Below are 16,075 nucleotides of genomic sequence, written 5' to 3' on the forward strand. Positions count from 1 at the left end.
CTCCCCAGAATTTATCAGTTACTTATTATATGACGTATCTCTCCCACCAACCTATGCGCCGTCGTCCCCGGACACTTCTCTGATGGTTTCTTTTTACCTTCACGTTCACACTGTTCCCATTTCTGCTGTGCTATCCGTATTGCTTTTTCCTCATTACCGGCATTGCTGATTTTTCCATACATCTTTTCATCTGCCTTGGAATACTTCTGTCCCGTCTTGCTCTCATATACTCGTCCGAACTCAGAGCAGCATGTCCATGAATCTTGAATTGCCGGCATTGCACCAAAATAAGCATACATCCATATTTCAAAACACGGATTTGACCATCCTACTTGTATACCTTTTTTCTCTGCCTCGGAAATAATTTCATCAAATCCTATCACTTGATCTCTGTCAAACACAATCCAAGGAATACGATATTGTGCCTCATAAGCTGTTAGCTCCAAGCATTTATCAATCATGCTTCTTGTCTTTGTTTCTACGACTTTAATGACAAGTTTGTTTCTAACTTCTTCCGGCAAAGATTGATGCAATCCTGTAAAAAAGCAACGTTCAGTTCCTTCAGTGTCTGTAACGATCAAGTAATATCCCAATTCCGGTACTTTGATTGTTCTTCTTTGCTCTCTTGTTTTTCTGTTCCCTGTTCTATCCCCTTTTGCCATTCTCAATCTCTCCGTTCCACTTCGGTCGGTGCTGAACCAATGTCCCCCGGACACCCCGCACCCTTAAACATATCAATACTCTTTAAAGTCGGAATGGCACCATACTTACCAATCAGATAATTCTTCTCATAGCTTTCGTCCTTGCGAATACGCACTCCATCCTCATCCACAAAATCTGCAAGGGAGTATAATGTTGAAACACCTCGATCATCCTTCTCAACAAACCAGATTTCATCACGACGCAGCAACTGATTTGAAAGTTGCCATGTATCATGCGTTGTGAATACAAGTTGCGCATGGTTAACATTAATATTCGGGTTCAAGAACGTAAGTAAAAAGTTTCTTACCAAAAGCGGATGCAGGCGAGCATTTAATTCATCAATGAAAAATACGCTTCCCTTTTCCAATACTTCCTGCAATTCCGGGTAAAGAGCAAACATCTTCAAGGTTCCCGCTGACTCTGCACCTAATGGTATCTCTGCCATTTCATCAGAATCAATCTTCTTATGAAGCGCATTAATCTTATATTTTTCTTCCTTTGATTCACCATCACTCGGAACCTTTTCTACCCGAAAATCCTTAATATGTTCATCAAAAGATGCAAAGTATTCCACAACCTTCTGCTGAACGTTCTTATCATCCACAAAGCCTCTTGGCAATCTGCGTGATAAGAAAAAATTAGTAACCGGATCACCAAAATCTGCAAATTCATTTGTCAAAAACCAGTCTCTGATTGCCTTACATTTGCTAATTTTTAACTTAGCCCCTAAAGAAGCAATCAACACCTGCTTTTCCAGCGCAATCTTTATATTATCCCTGCTGTTCTTCGGCAAGCCTGATAAATCTAATTCACTGTCAGAATTCCCACGATAAAATACTGTACTGTACTTTCTGGCTGTCTTAGCCTTAGAATTCAGCCATTCTTCTGTTACACCTTCCTGATCAACGCAGAATCCATAATTATATGTCTTCTCGTTCTTATCTCCAGGAATAGTGAAATAGACCTCAAAACTGGACTCTGCATCTGCTGACGTGGAATCAAACAAAAACGGAGTAGGTCTATACTCCTCAAACTTCTCTTCCTCATCTCCGTACTTGAAAGAATCCACTACATACTCGGCCATATACTCAAATGCACTGTATATATTTGACTTGCCACTTGCGTTTGCTCCATAAATGGCAGCAACCGGCAGTATCTTTTCACTTCCTATGGTCACAACTCTTTTAGAAAATTCTGTCATCTTAGTGGCAGACAAATCCAAAGTTACTTCTTCTCTAAAAGATCTAAAATTTTTAAAATTAAATTGTATCAACATAATTGCTACCTCATCTTCTTTTCTATTTTTTATTATATGCATTTTTTCAAAATAATCAACACTTAAACGTGATTTTTTCTCATTTAAGCGTTGATTATTCATTTCTTTTAGATATCAAAGCAAAAAGCAAGGCTCTCACCTTGCTCTTCTTACCCCACACATAATTTTTCCTTATTTTCCGATAAGTTCTCTAATATGTAATCTTTGCTCTCTGGATATAATGCAGCATCCTCTATCACCCTCTCTACTTTCCTTGCATTTACTTCTACTAAGAATTTGCACAGGAAATCTGCGGTATCTTCCGCTGAATTTGGATTATGAAAACGATAATTTAATTTCGTCCGTTTCAAGCGAAAGCCACCCCCCCTTACCTCGCGTGTCCTTCTCTCCCATACTATGAGAAGGATTCTTAGATTAGACCAGACCTTTTATTTAATCTAAGCATAACCCATTTGAAATTAAATTACGTTTCCAAAATACTGGACTTTTGTCTATTCCCACTGTACTTTTCCAAAAATCACGCTGTTCCCAGCTGCACCATATTCCATTCAAAGCCGTAAAAGTAAAAGAAAACGCTTGAAAAAGATTTTATGTTACTAATCTTCTTCAAGCGTCTCAATGCCATTCCAATATACCATTTTATGATTGACATCCTCTTCTTTGCCTTATTCTTTCCAAATTCAAATTTAAGTTCATTTCTATATTCACAACTTGGTTATATCGAATTCGGTACAAACTTGGCAAGCAGTGCATTTGTACACACAAAATGCATTTTGGCTTGTTGGGAGCATCTCCCAAACCCTCAGAATCAATCAGAAATCTGATTGAACTCCCCGTCTGTTTTCATCCTTTCATCACCTACATTATTTTCGCAAGTAATCAAGCCTTTTTGCCCTTTCATAAGCCAATTCCAAAAACTGACAAATATTTAAATGAGAATAATCCCAATTCATTGGTTCTAAAGTTGTAGCTCCCCGGTATCCTGTACAGGCAATTTTCTCCATAACTGTATCCCAATTAATATTGCCGTCGAATGGTAATTGATGTTGATTATGGCTACCGCCGTTATCCTGTAAATGAATAGCCATCAGCCGGTTTCCATACATTCCCAACAAATCTTCATCCGATGCATAATTTATATGATGACAACTATCATAACAATAGCCTACATTATTTGAAGTAAATTTATTTAAAACTATTTTCAAATTTTTAATGTTACTTAAATTCTCAAAAGCAATCTGAATATTCTTTTGTTCTGCCTTGTTTATAAGTTCTGCCAACCGTCTGATTCCTGTTTGATTTAAAGGATTATAATCATTTGGCAAATGTATCACCATGGTTGGTATATCATATTCACAACAATCCGCTACACATTGTAGATAACTTTGAAATACGCTTTCTCCACTCAAATTATCCAGTGATAGATTATTCTGTTCATGCACAGGCGCATGGATATTTTCTACAAATAACCCTGCACTTCTGGCTAGTCTTACATCCTCTTGATAACCGTCTCCTCTGCCAAACTGATTGCTCCACCACAACATTACACAATCAAATCCTGCTTTTCTAATCAATTTGTACCTTTCTTCAAAAGAGACATCATATCCTGGACCATAACCAAAGCAATCATATATTCCTGTCATTTTCTATCTCCCCTCACCAATACTCAAGGTTATCTGATTTCATTATAGCAAAAGCACTCCTTGATATCTACCCGAGAGTGCCCTTGTTTCAGTTCTATTCAATTTTCCATATGATTTTGCTTTCGTGTCGTTCCGTATTGTTACTACCGCATGTACTGTGCTTTTCGAGATGCCGAACGCCTTCGCTGTCTGCCGCACTGTGGCATTATGGTCGATGATATAGCCCGCTATCCCAATAGCTCGTTCTTCAATATAGTCTTTCAAAGGAAAACCCCTCAGGATACTTTTTTACAGTGTATGAAAGTATCTGAGGGGTTATGATAGGGATTGGCACTACTCCAAAAATTCCTAACAAATCTTCAATTATTGTATCTTGCAGTAAATTTTTACAATGATCTTACAAAATGCAGTCGTATATTTTACGATATTCGTTTATGATATATTGTAGGATTTTATGAATCAAGGTAATATTATTTAAAAATAAGGAACCGGAGGAGCATGGGATAATGATGAGAAAAAATAAAATGCTTCGCAAATATGTACCGTCAGTTCTGCTGTTTTTGTTATTTGAGGCCGTGGCAGTCGCACTATGGATTGCAAAGGATAACTTGTTTTATCTGTTGAATTTCAGCTACATCGGAGGCTGTCTTGCATTAGGGACAGTTCTTTTTACTGCCGGAAAACGCTATGCCCGACATTTTGTACAACTGGCAGTAGGGAGCTATATGTTGCTGTACCTCGGCATAATCTCCCGCGAAAATATGCAGATTGAGGGCTTTTGGTACTATTTGTTTCTAGGTGTTTTTGAGGCGGCAACGATTCATTATGCGGTGGCAAAGATTTTTGGACCGTTGGTCTTCGGGCGGGGATGGTGCGGCTATGCCTGCTGGACAGCTATGGTGCTGGATTTTCTGCCTTACAAGCAGCCGAAAAAGGCCCGAAAAGAAAAGTTAGGCATTTTGCGTTATGTGATGTTTGCGCTATCCCTGGCAGTTGTTTCCTGCCTTTTTTTGATGAAAATCGCTCATCTGGAGGAGATCATGTTCCGGATGTTTCTTGCAGGGAACGCAGTTTACTATATTGCCGGTATTGTACTGGCTTTTGTATTTAAAGATAACCGCGCATTCTGCAAGTATCTATGTCCGGTTACGGTATTTCTTAAGCCGATGAGCTACTTTTCGCTTCTCCGCGTCCATTGTGATGAAAATAAATGCGTCCATTGTGGCAAGTGCCTGCAGGTTTGTCCTATGAATGTTGAAGTCAACAAAGAATCTCGCAAGCGAAAAAACGCAACTGAGTGCATTCTCTGTTACGAATGCACAAAAGCCTGCCCCACCAAAGCGCTGCATTAAGGTGCTCCTCGGGATGAGTGCCTCTTCATCTGTTCAAATCAAGACAGATGAATGTACTTTTTTAATTGCTCATTCCATTACTTCAAATTTTATTGTGTACTCTTGCTCTTGTACTACATCATTATTAACCAGCTTTTCTATAATATCCTCTGCATTTTTAAGTGCTTTATCTAAGATTCCATTTTCAATTGCCCTATCTTCCATAGCATCTTTGCTTACTGTATCAAACTGTCTAACATCCTCAACTTTGACCGGATTAAATAAACCATCTTTTTCATCCAAAGTTTCAATACTATTATTATCGATTTCGTGTGAAAGAATTTCTGCATTTGGCATATGTATTATAATTTCTTTGTTTTCATTATTAACTTCTACAACAATTTCATCTATCTTTACACCAGCCTTAATAATTCCATCCCATTTAGCAATAAATGATTTTGTTGTGAACGGAATATTTATTCCAAATGCCTGCTTAGGATCTTCAAATTTACCGGCATCAGTATAGAAATACTCAACCGTTGCAAGTTCTCCAATATCCATGATTTCTGATTTAATCAGGCTTGTAGTAATCTCTGTAGTTGGTGTTGTCTCCCATTCAACCGCCTTTTCCGCCAATTGTTTATTTAAACCATCCACTTCCTGACTTAAATCTGCAATAATATCTTCATATTTCTTGGTAGCATTTGAATATCCGGTAATAAAGATTATAACTAACGCAATTATTACGACTATTGCACCGATTCCCCATTTTATCATTTTGGCTTTAGTCCCACCAAGTATCCTTAAATCATTCTTTTGTTCATTATCCATAATATTGCCTTCCTTTCTCTTATTGGATATTTATGAAATACTTTCGCTTTCAATATCTATAATGTTCTCTTCACTTTCTTTATAGTTTGGATTACTCAAATAAGTGTTTTCCAATACGTTTTTTAGTTTCACACAACATGGTTTAAAAGTTGCATAGGATAATCCGCCACCTACTGCTCCACCTACAAGTGGAATTGCTTTCTTAAAAAATCCGGCAAACACTTCTTTGGTCATTTTTACACCAAACCATTTGCTAACGCTCTTAACAATAGGGTAAATAGTTCCTTTCGTCAGAGCTTTTTTTACTAATTGTTTTTCAAGGCCTGTTCCTAATGCTTTCGCAACTGCTAACAGTCCATTTTTTGCATTTGCAACTCCAAACATAACGCCCATACACAAAATAATCTGATTCATCGTCTCTGTGTCAAATGCCTGTTCATTCTCCTTATATTCGATTTGTGGAAAACCATATAAATATAATAATTTCTGAGCTACTCTAAGCATGCAGCCATAATATTGGGCAATGTCTACAGGTATTGTTGCCACCATAGCTGCACCTCCCGGAGTACCCAAGGCAGCAGAAATTCCTGATACCTTTAATCTCTCATTCTGAATAATTGAAGCAGCTATCATTTCAATATCTTCCTGCTTGATTTCTGCTTTCATAGGTGTTGTTAAAACCACTTGGTCTATTGTTTCCTGAGAATATTTTGTAAATAGTTCTTTTCTCAAAAAGCTTTCCCTATTTACACTAACTCCAGGTACTTTAAATGCCAGTAATATTACATCCTCAATATCAATCTGTCCATCACCATTTACGTCCACTGCCTGAAAAACTGCCTCTTTTGTTTTATCTATCACTTCTGTGGATTTTTGTACAGCCACTCCTGCCTTTTCTCCAACGTTCTCAGCAATTTTTTTCACAGGTAAACCAACTTTAAACGTTTTATCCATGCTTTTCACCTCTTAATATATAATGCATCATTAATAATATATAATATTTATGCATCACATTTATTGTATTATTTGTTTTCTAAAATATCAACAAATAATTTCTGTATATTCTATATTTCGTATAATACTTTTAAATACTTATAATCTCAAGGCGAACAAAAGCAGGCTATTGCAGCCCGCTTTTGTTTACTTTTTTAAACTAATTTCAAACCTTTTTTATACTATCCGGATGCCTTAATCATAATACACGCCATTATCACCCATCAATATGCTGCTTCCGCAAGTCTGTCGTATACTCTTGTCTGCACCTCCATGTAATAGGCAAGTTCTGCATCGTTCAGGTCCTCACCTCCCCACTGGTCAAATTTCTTAGTGAAATCATCATACTTTTGCATGTAACTCATATAGTCAGCCATAAGTCCCGCATCTGTAGGATTTTTACTGTATTTCTCCATGAAATCACAATATTCGTTCATAAATGCCTCATAGCTGTCCATCGCTTCTTTAAAGTCTTGACGAAGTCCATCCTCACCGGCAGTAGCATTACCAGAATCAACGACCGGCTTCTGTTCTTCGGCTTTTGATTCTGCAGCGGCTTCTTCCGGCTTAGACTCTGTAACAGGTTCTTTTTCTTCCGGCTTTCCCATCTCCGGTTTCTCAGTCTCTTGTTCTGTATTCTCAGTGTCAGCTACCGCTCCAGTACCTTTCTCCGGTTCATCTATCCGGACCAGCATAATGTTATTGCCTTCATAACTCAGGGATAAATAGTAATCTTCTTCATTATAAGCCCTATAATAATTTTCCCCCTTATCATAATCAACATCAAAGCCATAATCCGAGCAATCCGCTACATATTCATCATACTCTTCCTTGCTGGTATCTCCTACATACACAGAAAAGTTCGTATCATGCTCATAATTGAATTTCCCCGTCGTGGAAGATGGCTCTGGAAGAAGATCACCCGCTGTTCCGATGGGCCAGGTGATGGTTCCTAATTTCATAGGTGCTTTAACCGTAATTGTCAGATTGTCATCAATATGGGTCAGATTCAAAGAATAACCTTCCGAATCAAACGCATCATAGGAGTATGTGGACTTTTTTGTATCCACAATAAATCCCCGTTCCATACACTGATTCAAATATTTGTTATACTGCTCATCCGTAACCTTTTCCAGACTTACACACAATTCTTCCTCCGAGTTTATGAGAATGTTTCCATGATTTGAAGGAAATTGCGGTATTGCTTCTTTCAATATAACTGCAGACCAATCTGTTTTTTCTTTTTTATTGGCAGTTACCGAAGCCACTACCCCCAATGCCAAAATGATAAAGATGCAAAGAAACCACGCTCTTTTATAGATTGGTTTCTTTGGCTTTTTTTCTCTGCTTCCTGCAGGTTTTACATTTAATACCGGCGGTACCTGCTGTGACACATCCGACTGTTGCTGTACAGACTGTGATATCGTTGTTGTCTCAGCATCTGCTTTGGTACCGCATTCCGGGCAAAATTTTCCCTCAAATTCCGAACCACAATTTTTACACTTCATACCTTTTCCTCCTGTCATTCGAAGTTTTCCACTCCGCCTTATTTTTTCATTTCGTAGAATGTTTTCTGCTTTTAAAATAATTAACTGCGGTAACAATCAATTCAATACCTGCACAAAGCTGTACCAACGACCCGTTATAGAACATGGAAGCCAGCCAGAGCATCAGCAGACCGATCACTGCACTTACCAGGTAGTCGATGGATGCCGCCTGTCTTCTGACAAGTCCTGCTGCGGATGCAATCAGCACGATCCCACCTGCCAGTTCCATAAGGGAAGCGTTTCCTCCCGTCCGGTCTACGATCACAGCTGCAACCAGAATAACAATACCAACGCCAAAAATACCGTTCCGTAGTGCAGTCTCAAATACAAATGTATTCATTTTTCTTTGATTTTCTGCTTCAATATTTTCAATACAGTTGTTGTAAATCTGTTGTATCTTTTTGAAATCTCTGTCTCCGGAAAACAATATTTCCGCCTTCTGATAAGTCTGCTCGAGTTTTATAAGCCATGCCTCATATATCTCTTTTTCTTCTTCCCTTAGAACATTTGAGGAAGCAGCCATCATGAATTCAAAAATATCCTCTTTGGTGTTTGGTATGGGATAATTTTTGATCAGATATGCTTTTTCCTTCGTTGTCTGTGCATGGGTAATATCCACATAAAATTTTCTCACCGAATCCGCAGCCTGTCTGCCCTGTACTTCACACCCACATGCCGGACATACCACGGTAAAAGAACTCAGTTCTTTTCCACAGTTGGTACAAAAAGCCATCTCCTTATCCTCCGCTTTCAAAATAGCTTTTTTTACTAACAGTTTTCTCCGACAGTCTGGCAATTATCTGATTTGCTCTTTCAATCAGCTCGTCCATTTCTGTCTTTTCTTCTCTTAGCTTCTGCACTCGTTGTTCCAGCGCTGATCTTAATTCAGCTTCCGGGGCATCAATGATCCTTGTAATTTCCTTAATTGTAAAACCCAGTTGCTGATAAAACTTGATTTGCGCAATTCTCATTTCAGCATCTTTGTCATACAGTAAATGTCCATACTTATTCCGGCCTGATGCCGTCACCAATCCCGCTTTTTCATAACCTTGAAGTGCTCTTCTGGATACACCGAGTGTTTCGCAGATTTCCCGTAATGTCATGCCATTTTTTACCTTCCCTTTCCAGCCTATAACTGCACGCAATGTGCAGTCAAAGACTTTATTTGGAAGTACCGGTTTTCTTCCGTCTTCCACGAAAGGGCATGTTTTTTTCGCGAATCGGAAGTAATGAAGGCATAGAAAAAGAGGACATCCCACACTTTCAGGATGTCCTCCTCTATTCTTCTTCCGGACAGGTGTGATCGTTCCTTACCGGAATATTTCAGATGGCAGATATTCCGCCAGATATTCTGTGAAAATGCGATGGCTCTCCAGGCTTAAATGCATCCAGTCATAGGGATACATCTCAATCCCTGGAATGGATCCTGCATCCAGGAAATGGCAGCCAAGACGCTTTGCTACTTCCCGATATCCCTCTGCAATATGGCTGAAGCTACTATTTATCGCTTCTGTAAGCAGTTTGGTGGTCCTTGTATGCGGTGCATTAGAGACTCCCTTGGATGGCGGTAGTATTCCGGTTAAGGTCGCTGAGCTTTTTGTTGCGGAATCTCTGTGCATGCGCTATCTCCTCGACAATCAGGAGCTGGCCAAGATTGCAAGGAATAAAACAAGTCTTGCCATGACTGTGAAGTTGATGTAATCGGGCGACGCATATGGTATAATACTTATGTAAAATCAACCAGACAGGTCATGTCTGTCGCACACTTATGAGGAAAGGTGGTACTATTTATGGCAAATGATTACAACAATCTTCCGGACGAATACCGTCCCATCAGCATGTGGGGATACTTTGGGTATGAGATTTTATTCTCTATTCCCATTGTCGGATTTATTGTGTTGTTGGTATTTTCTTTCGGTGGCACGAAAAACGTGAATCTGCGCAACTTCGCAAGATCTTATTTCTGCTTCTTGATCGTAATTGTGATTTTCGCAATCATCGTTGCTATCATCGGCGGTGCTGCAGCAGTCGGTGCTGCTTACTACTAATCTTTGCACCAGAAAAGATCAAAAAACTGAGGGTATTTATGCATTTTGCAGAATGCCCTCAGTTTTCTTATTCATATTTTTCCGAAGCTATCCGCTTACCCTTACATAATTACGCTCTAAAATAGTTACAAGAATTTTTTCAATAATGGGATAATCTTCAAAAGGTTTGTAATCAGGATACCACATAAGACACACACCAGTATCCACAGCCAGCAGGCAAAGTACTCCGGAATGAGATAGACCCACTTTTCCAGTAAAAAGAAAAGTCTGTCACGAATCATCTGTTCCATCAGATAGGTACCGAATACACCGCTCCCCAGGAAAGTGAGTATCTTACCAGGCAGACTATCCTGCCGGATCCCGGCAAAAAATACCCCTGCCAAAAGATATATTCCTGGAACCATAAGTACATGGAACCAGGAAGCGTATGCAAGTGTTCCTGCCGTTGCCAGAGACTGTCGGTTCAGAGAATACGCCACGGAAAGAATAAGCAGAAGCCCTGCCATCAGACTAAAGCTGATCCACTTTCTGTTACGGGATTCCACAATCCCAGGAATCACTCTGCTGTCTAGAAAGTATCCTATCAATGGATAAAATAGAATTTGATCTAAAAAAGGAATGTTAATTCCGATCGAATCGAATCCACTTATCTGCTGAAACGCAGGGAGTCCCAGTCCAAACAATACCCCCATTCCCCACAGATACCAATAAAATCTATCTTCGGAAATTGCTGCCACCAGGCGTTGCAAAAAAGGCAGAATCAGCAAAAATGATAAATAGGCATAGAGAAACCAGTGCTGTGTAAGACTTCCCCCGCTATACAGCGCATTAAAATATCCCTTTACAGACAGATTCTCCCCATCCAACAGATAATATACCAGCACAACCACCAATGTCACCGAAAGAAATCTGAAAAATCTTTTCCGAAGGACTGTTCCGATACTCTCCGTTTTTCGTAACAACAACGCGCCGGAGATCATAAAAAACAATTGAACGCAACCCGCTGCCACAGGATATATAAAAATCGCCAACTGGCTGCTGCGATTTCCTTTCCCCTGTTGAAAATACAGCAGTCCGTTCACAGAAGTATGGCAGTACAATACCAGCAGGATTGCCACCAGACGTACGATCTCTATATAAATTTTCTCTTTTCTCTCTGTCATTGGCTTCATCTTCTCCACTGCCTTTCCAATGATATATAAATGATGCCAGGGTCAAAAGGTCTAAGCCCACATGAGCTTGCTCATAGGTGGGTGAAAGACCTTAGGACCCGCCCCGATATGAGCATAAAAGTGGGATGATAATCCCACGATATGCGAATATTGGGTAGGATTGTGGGAGTGCGTAGCGCGGAGCAATCCGTAGGCATCAAAGTCGGGGGCTTTTGACTCCGACTTCATATAAATAATAGTATAGCGATTATATTCTTACCTTACAAGCCATTTTACAATAGTTGCAGCAGTCTTCGGTTCTTATGATAGCAGAAGATCCGGTCCGACAGCATCTCTCCGTCTCCGTAGACGGCATTGATGCGTTGGACGGAGGTGCGGATCTCCCGGACATTGATGCAATGCACCGGATGAATGATGGCCTCATGAACACTGGGGAATGCGACATAGTAATCCCCACCCATTTTCTCTGCCAGGATATCCCTCACTCCCGGATAGAAAAAAGCCACCGCACCGTTCACTCTCCCCGTGGTAGTCACCAGATACCCACGATGTCCCTCCCTGCGGTTCCCCGGATGGATCTGTGTCTGCTGTCCGTCCTCATCCGGCAGTAAAATCCCCTCCTGATAAGGAAAAACCCTGCGGCAATCCTCGCTCAAAAACAGTCTGGGCGGCATCTTACGACAGCTGTTCATCATGGCTTCCGTAAGCAGTTGCTGCTTCGTAAGCCTCCAGGGCAGTACCGTATCGCCGGAGGGCCGGATGAGCAGACTGCTCCCACACTTCTCACAGGCCAGCAGATGAAGTACCAGCGCCAGATCTCCAATCTTGCGATAAACGGCATTTCCGAGATCCTGCTGATATCTCGCAAAATTCATTGGACGTATGATCATATGACTTCTGCACGCCGCATAACTTAATGTGCCTCCCACAAAGGGAGCCTCTTCTCCACGATCCGTAAGACCTATCGAGATCTCCGGCAGAATACTCTGCCATCCTTCCTGTCCGTATCGTTCATACAGCGGCCGCACCAGCCAGTACTGCACATATTCTTTTTCCTGCCGGATCCATAATGCACAAAGCATATCATCCTTAATCAGCATATTGTCTCTGCCGTACATACAGCGGTTCATAATGTTCATGGCATGAACCGTTGCGGGGTCGGAGCATACCATATGCTGTTCCAGCAGACATATGGTCTTGTCCTGCGCCGTTTCCATATTCTGTACGTTCCGGCATAATTCCTTTTTAAATTCTTCGTATGTCATTGGTCCCCCATGTTTTTCATAATTTTGCGCACAAAAATAAAAGGTACCTGTTCAAAAATTGGAAATCTCGACCGAATGGTCTATCAGAAATTCTTGTTTCAGAAATTTGTAACAGTTCCAACCCCTCCGGGATTGGAACAATTCCACCCTATCATAGTTTTTTTGCTTTGTCTATATGCGATTTCACCAAGGATATTTTTTGGATATTTTGACGAAAAAGAGAGGTTGCGGCATAAAAAAATCCCTCGTTTTCCGCGAAAACAAGGGATTTTTTTATGTCAAATAGGAACGTTGATCCGATCTAAACGACCCGTCGTACTGCCAGGATGGGACGATAATTCGCGTTGCTGACTTTGATGCCGGTACGCTGGGTGCTGGCATGTACGATCAGCCCTCCGCCGATATACATTGCCACATGTCCGTCATAACAGATCAGGTCTCCCGGCTGCGCACTGCTGTAATCCACACCGGTACCGCAGCTTCGTTGTTCATAGGAAGTACGGGGAATGCTGTAACCGAAATCACTGTATATCCGGAAGGTAAATCCGGAACAATCTGCACCATTGGTCAGGCTGGTGCCTCCCGCCACGTAAGGATTGCCTATGTACTGGCAGGCATATTTTGCCAGCCGCTTACCCATATCGCTGCCGGATGCATTGTCGATCACAGAAGTATAATTCGTGGTCGTGTAGCTTCCGGTAGCCGCTGCGGTGTTGCCTCGCTGTGCCTGTGCCTGCAGCTGTTTTAACTGTTTCTGTTCCTGCTGCAGCAGTGCCTTTGCCACGGAAGCCTCCTGCTTTGCCTTTTTAATCTCCGCATCGAAGTTAGCAGATTCCTTCTTCTTCTTCGCCAGCATGACATCGAGCTCAGACTTCTGGCTTTCCAGATCTGCCTTATCTGCCTCCAGCTGGTCTTTATCCGTCTGGAGCTGCGTCTTCTCTTCCTCGAGCTGATTCCACAGTGCCAGCACCTGTTCCTTGGTCTCTTCATATTCCTGCAGTTTCTGGCGATCGTATTCGTAGACACTCTCCACGAAATCCATGCGGTTCAGCATGCCGCTTAAGCCGCCGCCCTGCAACAGAAGATTCACGTAATTCTCTGAGGAATCGTTCTCATACATCATCCGCATCCGGGTGATCATATCATTGTGCTGCTTTTCTTCCTTTTCTTTGGCAATATTGTATTCTTCCTGAGTCTGATCGATCTGTACCTGCTTGTCAGCAAGCTCCGTCTCCTTTTCAGCAATCTCATCTTCCTTCATGCCGATACTGGTCATAGTGTTGATGATCTCTGCATTCAGGTCATCGATCTTCTCCTGGACCAGATCCTGCTCATCCTGTAAGGAGTTGATCTGGCTGTTGATATTATTCAGCTGGTTCTGATGGCTGTTGATGCTGTTCTGCAGTTCACTCATGGAAGGTGCCGCCTGCACCGTCTCCACAGGGGATTTCCAGACGGAGCCGGTGGCAGTCAGCGTTACCGCTGCCAGAAGAAGAGCACTCACTAAGCTTCTCTTCACGTTATTCACTTTTCTGCCAGTGGTTGTTTTTTTCATAGGTCACTCCATCTATTGATGCCTACGGATTGTTCCGTGCTACGCACTCCCATTTCTCCGCTCCGCTTCGGTCCGTGCTAAACATGTGCCACCGGCACATAGCACCCTGCCAAATATTCGCATATCATAGGATTAGCATCCCACTTTTATGCTCATATCGTGGGCGGGTCCTAAGGTCTTTCACCCACTTATGAGCAAGCTCATGCGGACTTAGACCTTTTGCCCCTGGCATCATATATTATAAGTCGCAGTTATTTACAGTACGAGGGAACGGGATAACGTCTCTGATGTTGCCCATTCCGGTGATATACATTACGCAGCGCTCGAAGCCCAGTCCGAAGCCTGCATGGCGTGCAGAGCCGTAACGGCGCAGATCCAGATAGAACTGATAATCTTCCTTGTTCAGTCCCAACTCTTCCATACGCTTCTCCAGGATCTCCAGATTGTCCTCACGCTGGCTGCCGCCGATGATCTCGCCGATACCGGGTACGAGACAGTCCATAGCGGCTACGGTCTTGCCGTCTTCGTTCAGCTTCATGTAGAACGCCTTGATCTCCTTCGGATAATCGGTTACGAATACCGGTCTCTTGAATTCTTTCTCCGTCAGGTATCTCTCATGCTCGGTCTGCAGATCGCATCCCCAGAATACCTTGTAATCGAATTCATCGTTGTGCTTCTCCAGGATCTTGATAGCCTCGGTATAAGTCACATGACCGAAATCGGAGTTTACCACATGCTGTAATCTCTCGATCAGTCCCTTATCCACGAACTGGTTAAAGAAAGCCATCTCCTCCGGTGCATTTTCCAATACATAACGAATGACATACTTCAGCATGCTCTCTGCCAGGATCATATCATCCTTCAGATCCGCAAAACAGATCTCCGGCTCGATCATCCAGAACTCAGCCGCATGACGGGTGGTGTTGGAATTCTCCGCACGGAAGGTGGGACCGAAAGTATATACGTTCTTAAATGCAAAAGCATAAGTCTCTACATCCAACTGTCCGCTTACAGTAAGGTTTACCGGTTTGCCGAAGAAATCCTGTGTGAAATCTACTTTTCCGTCCTCGGTCTTAGGCACATTGTTCATGTCCAGAGTCGTTACCTGGAACATCTCTCCGGCACCCTCACAGTCACTGCTGGTGATCAGAGGGGTGTGCACATAGACAAATCCTCTCTCCATGAAGAAGGTATGGATCGCATATGCGATCAGGGATCTGACACGGAACACTGCCTGGAAAGTATTGGTACGTGCTCTTAAGTGAGAAATGGTACGCAGATACTCGAAGGAGTGTCTCTTTTTCTGTAAAGGATAATCTGCAGTAGAAGGTCCTTCCACGATCACTTCTGCTGCCTGCATCTCAAATGCCTGCTTTGCCTCGGGGGTAGCCACGATGGTACCGCGGATCACAACAGCCGCACCGACATTGATCTTGCAGATCTCCTGGAAATTTTCCAGTCCGTCGCCATATACTACCTGTAACGGCTCAAAAAAGGTTCCGTCGTTGATCACCAGGAAACCGAAGTTCTTGGAGTCACGATTGTTCCTTACCCAGCCGCCTACGGTGATCTCCTTGCCGATATAGGCGTCTTTTTCCCGATGAAGTTCTCTGATGTCTGTTAATTCCATAATCTTTCCTATCCGCACGCTGCGACGTGCTCTATCTGAACCGGCCCGCATCCTATTCGCCGGTCGCATACTGTTCGTATCA

The 16,075-nt window shown here is 42.1% G+C and carries 16 protein-coding genes and 2 pseudogenes; 3 read left to right on the top strand and 15 right to left on the bottom strand.

The features are described 5' to 3' along the window. Positions 1–14: 14 nt before the first annotated feature. From ACTRDR_RS00950 to ACTRDR_RS00970, 5 genes and pseudogenes are all read right to left on the bottom strand, one after another. Positions 15–662 (bottom strand): RloB family protein, encoded by a 648-nt coding sequence (locus ACTRDR_RS00950; RefSeq protein ID WP_440525811.1) that lies wholly within the window; start codon positions 660–662, stop codon positions 15–17. Between the two features lie 2 nt (positions 663–664). Then, on the bottom strand, positions 665–1,978 hold the full coding sequence (locus ACTRDR_RS00955) for an AAA family ATPase (protein WP_440525896.1): 1,314 nt from the start codon (positions 1,976–1,978) through the stop codon (positions 665–667). A 149-nt stretch (positions 1,979–2,127) separates the two neighbouring features. Then, positions 2,128–2,328, bottom strand: a complete 201-nt coding sequence (locus ACTRDR_RS00960; RefSeq protein WP_440525812.1) for a hypothetical protein — start codon at positions 2,326–2,328, stop codon at positions 2,128–2,130. A 513-nt stretch (positions 2,329–2,841) separates the two neighbouring features. Continuing rightward, complete coding sequence (locus ACTRDR_RS00965) at positions 2,842–3,621, bottom strand: sugar phosphate isomerase/epimerase family protein (protein ID WP_440525813.1); 780 nt, start codon at positions 3,619–3,621, stop codon at positions 2,842–2,844. A 132-nt stretch (positions 3,622–3,753) separates the two neighbouring features. Continuing rightward, positions 3,754–3,885: pseudogene (locus ACTRDR_RS00970) on the bottom strand (sporulation transcriptional regulator SpoIIID); the annotation flags it as partial. Positions 3,886–4,127: 242 nt separating this feature from the next. On the opposite strand from ACTRDR_RS00970, the gene ACTRDR_RS00975 reads away from it, so the two are divergent. Continuing rightward, entirely contained in the window at positions 4,128–4,973 is an 846-nt protein-coding gene (locus ACTRDR_RS00975) for a 4Fe-4S binding protein (protein ID WP_440525814.1), read from the top strand. 69 nt (positions 4,974–5,042) lie between these two features. Here the strand turns inward: ACTRDR_RS00975 and ACTRDR_RS00980 are convergent, their stop codons facing one another. From ACTRDR_RS00980 to ACTRDR_RS01005, 6 genes are all read right to left on the bottom strand, one after another. Next, positions 5,043–5,783 (bottom strand): DUF4230 domain-containing protein, encoded by a 741-nt coding sequence (locus ACTRDR_RS00980; protein ID WP_440525815.1) that lies wholly within the window; start codon positions 5,781–5,783, stop codon positions 5,043–5,045. A gap of 30 nt (positions 5,784–5,813) precedes the next feature. Next, a complete protein-coding gene (locus tag ACTRDR_RS00985) occupies positions 5,814–6,737 on the bottom strand; it encodes an EF-hand domain-containing protein (protein ID WP_440525816.1) in 924 nt (307 codons plus the stop codon). Positions 6,738–7,000: 263 nt separating this feature from the next. Continuing rightward, positions 7,001–8,284: a DUF6591 domain-containing protein gene (locus ACTRDR_RS00990; RefSeq protein WP_440525817.1), complete on the bottom strand. Its 1,284-nt coding sequence runs from the start codon at positions 8,282–8,284 to the stop codon at positions 7,001–7,003. A gap of 46 nt (positions 8,285–8,330) precedes the next feature. After that, entirely contained in the window at positions 8,331–9,056 is a 726-nt protein-coding gene (locus ACTRDR_RS00995; RefSeq protein WP_440525818.1) for a hypothetical protein, read from the bottom strand. 4 nt (positions 9,057–9,060) lie between these two features. After that, positions 9,061–9,519, bottom strand: a complete 459-nt coding sequence (locus ACTRDR_RS01000) for a MerR family transcriptional regulator (RefSeq protein ID WP_440525819.1) — start codon at positions 9,517–9,519, stop codon at positions 9,061–9,063. Positions 9,520–9,633: 114 nt separating this feature from the next. Then, positions 9,634–9,942 (bottom strand): hypothetical protein, encoded by a 309-nt coding sequence (locus tag ACTRDR_RS01005; RefSeq protein ID WP_440525820.1) that lies wholly within the window; start codon positions 9,940–9,942, stop codon positions 9,634–9,636. Between the two features lie 171 nt (positions 9,943–10,113). Between ACTRDR_RS01005 and ACTRDR_RS01010 the strand changes: the two genes are divergently transcribed. Beyond that, complete coding sequence (locus ACTRDR_RS01010; protein ID WP_440525821.1) at positions 10,114–10,371, top strand: hypothetical protein; 258 nt, start codon at positions 10,114–10,116, stop codon at positions 10,369–10,371. Positions 10,372–10,496: 125 nt separating this feature from the next. Here the strand turns inward: ACTRDR_RS01010 and ACTRDR_RS01015 are convergent, their stop codons facing one another. From ACTRDR_RS01015 to ACTRDR_RS01025, 3 genes are all read right to left on the bottom strand, one after another. Beyond that, complete coding sequence (locus ACTRDR_RS01015) at positions 10,497–11,534, bottom strand: acyltransferase (RefSeq protein WP_440525822.1); 1,038 nt, start codon at positions 11,532–11,534, stop codon at positions 10,497–10,499. A gap of 281 nt (positions 11,535–11,815) precedes the next feature. Further along, the gene (locus tag ACTRDR_RS01020) at positions 11,816–12,808 is read right to left on the bottom strand and encodes a DUF5688 family protein (RefSeq protein WP_440525823.1); all 993 of its coding nucleotides are present in this window, start codon (positions 12,806–12,808) and stop codon (positions 11,816–11,818) included. Between the two features lie 301 nt (positions 12,809–13,109). After that, entirely contained in the window at positions 13,110–14,363 is a 1,254-nt protein-coding gene (locus ACTRDR_RS01025) for a C40 family peptidase (protein ID WP_440525824.1), read from the bottom strand. A gap of 14 nt (positions 14,364–14,377) precedes the next feature. On the opposite strand from ACTRDR_RS01025, the pseudogene ACTRDR_RS01030 reads away from it, so the two are divergent. Further along, a pseudogene (locus ACTRDR_RS01030) lies at positions 14,378–14,577 on the top strand (hypothetical protein). A gap of 24 nt (positions 14,578–14,601) precedes the next feature. Here the strand turns inward: ACTRDR_RS01030 and asnS are convergent. Continuing rightward, the gene (asnS, locus tag ACTRDR_RS01035; RefSeq protein ID WP_440525825.1) at positions 14,602–15,993 is read right to left on the bottom strand and encodes an asparagine--tRNA ligase; all 1,392 of its coding nucleotides are present in this window, start codon (positions 15,991–15,993) and stop codon (positions 14,602–14,604) included. Between the last annotated feature and the right edge of the window lie 82 nt (positions 15,994–16,075).

Origin of the sequence: Simiaoa sp., from assembly GCF_051972595.1 — a bacterium.
Lineage (GTDB): Bacteria > Bacillota > Clostridia > Lachnospirales > Lachnospiraceae > Acetatifactor > Acetatifactor hominis.

Coding starts and splice junctions, on each gene's coding strand:
- ACTRDR_RS00950 (WP_440525811.1), bottom strand. CDS start 662: ATGGCAAAAGGGGATAGAACAGGGAACAGAAAAACAAGAGAGCAAAGA.
- ACTRDR_RS00955 (WP_440525896.1), bottom strand. CDS start 1,978: ATGTTGATACAATTTAATTTTAAAAATTTTAGATCTTTTAGAGAAGAA.
- ACTRDR_RS00965 (WP_440525813.1), bottom strand. CDS start 3,621: ATGACAGGAATATATGATTGCTTTGGTTATGGTCCAGGATATGATGTC.
- ACTRDR_RS00975 (WP_440525814.1), top strand. CDS start 4,128: ATGATGAGAAAAAATAAAATGCTTCGCAAATATGTACCGTCAGTTCTG.
- ACTRDR_RS00980 (WP_440525815.1), bottom strand. CDS start 5,783: ATGGATAATGAACAAAAGAATGATTTAAGGATACTTGGTGGGACTAAA.
- ACTRDR_RS00985 (WP_440525816.1), bottom strand. CDS start 6,737: ATGGATAAAACGTTTAAAGTTGGTTTACCTGTGAAAAAAATTGCTGAG.
- ACTRDR_RS00990 (WP_440525817.1), bottom strand. CDS start 8,284: ATGAAGTGTAAAAATTGTGGTTCGGAATTTGAGGGAAAATTTTGCCCG.
- ACTRDR_RS00995 (WP_440525818.1), bottom strand. CDS start 9,056: ATGGCTTTTTGTACCAACTGTGGAAAAGAACTGAGTTCTTTTACCGTG.
- ACTRDR_RS01005 (WP_440525820.1), bottom strand. CDS start 9,942: ATGCACAGAGATTCCGCAACAAAAAGCTCAGCGACCTTAACCGGAATA.
- ACTRDR_RS01010 (WP_440525821.1), top strand. CDS start 10,114: ATGGCAAATGATTACAACAATCTTCCGGACGAATACCGTCCCATCAGC.
- ACTRDR_RS01015 (WP_440525822.1), bottom strand. CDS start 11,534: ATGACAGAGAGAAAAGAGAAAATTTATATAGAGATCGTACGTCTGGTG.
- ACTRDR_RS01020 (WP_440525823.1), bottom strand. CDS start 12,808: ATGACATACGAAGAATTTAAAAAGGAATTATGCCGGAACGTACAGAAT.
- ACTRDR_RS01025 (WP_440525824.1), bottom strand. CDS start 14,363: ATGAAAAAAACAACCACTGGCAGAAAAGTGAATAACGTGAAGAGAAGC.
- asnS (WP_440525825.1), bottom strand. CDS start 15,993: ATGGAATTAACAGACATCAGAGAACTTCATCGGGAAAAAGACGCCTAT.